Origin of the sequence: Brevibacterium sp. R8603A2 (genome assembly GCF_023072605.1) — a bacterium.
GTDB classification, from domain to species: Bacteria; Actinomycetota; Actinomycetes; order Actinomycetales; family Brevibacteriaceae; genus Brevibacterium; species Brevibacterium pityocampae.
The window spans coordinates 1-998 of record NZ_JALLGN010000039.1 but is presented as its reverse complement, the minus strand read 5'-3'; the positions used below and the strand labels follow the sequence as shown (position 1 = coordinate 998).

Here is a 998-nt window from a genome sequence, read left to right as displayed (position 1 = left end):
TTCTCTCATGCCAGTGAAGTACACCGACGAGCTCAGGGCTCGTGCAGTAGAGCTCGTCATTCACGCTCAGGCCGATCCCGCGACTGCCAACGGCTCGATTACTCGGGTCGCGAAAGAGCTCGGGTTGAGTAAGGAGACCTTGCGCGTGTGGGTGCGGAAGCACAAGGAATCCGGCAGGATCACACCGTCGGAGTCTGTGGATCTGGAATCGGAGAACCGACGCTTGCGGGCGGAGCTGGCCGAAGCCAGGCGAGCGAACGAGATCCTGCGCAGAGCATCGGCTTTCTTCGCGGCGGAGCTCGACCGCCCATCAAGGTGATCGTCGACTTCATCGACGAGAATCGTGACGAGTTCGGAGTCGAGCCGATCGTGCGGGTCCTGCGCGGGACTGCTGCACGGATCGCTGTGAGCTCGTACTACGCGTACAAACTGCGCCGGCCCTCGGCCCGGGCTATTCGGGACTGCGATCTCATGGTCGTCATCCGGGACATCTACGAAGCGAACTACTCCTGCTATGGAGTGCGCAAGATGTGGAAAGCGATCAACCGTGATCACGCCGACCGGTTCGGGCCGGTGGCCCGCTGCACGGTCGAGCGTTTGATGCGCCAACTGGGCATCGATGGGGTGCGGCGCAAACGCAAACGTCCCAAGACGGCATCGGCCAGAGCCGAGGAGTGCCCGGAGGACCTCGTCGAGCGGGAGTTCACCGCGCCTGCACCGAACTGCTTATGGGTGGCCGATATCACCTATGTGCCGACGCGCTCGGGGTGGGTGTACACGACGTTCATCCTCGATGTGTTCCATCGCGAGATCGTCGGCTGGCAGGTGACGAACCATATGCGTGAATCCCTGGCCCGGGACGCGCTCACGATGGCTCTGGCGGCGAAGTACCGGGCCGGGCACGATGTATCCGGGCTCGTTCACCACTCGGATCGCGGAGTCCAGTTCCGCTCGATTCGCTATGGCGAGACGCTGGCTGAGTCTGCGATCGTGGCATC

At 62.8% G+C, this 998-nt stretch carries 2 protein-coding genes and 1 other annotated feature; both genes read left to right on the top strand.

Going from position 1 to position 998, the window contains the following annotated elements; translation table 11 throughout:
- On the top strand, positions 1-319 hold a 319-nt coding region (locus MTQ12_RS14785; RefSeq protein ID WP_247619222.1), incomplete at its 5' end, for a transposase.
- Positions 280-396 (top strand) — a sequence feature (AL1L pseudoknot). (Overlaps the previous gene by 40 nt.)
- Positions 316-998 (top strand): IS3 family transposase (locus MTQ12_RS14780; protein ID WP_247619221.1); only part of this gene is annotated, 683 nt, incomplete at its 3' end. (Overlaps the previous feature by 81 nt.) The genes MTQ12_RS14785 and MTQ12_RS14780, both read left to right, overlap by 4 nt.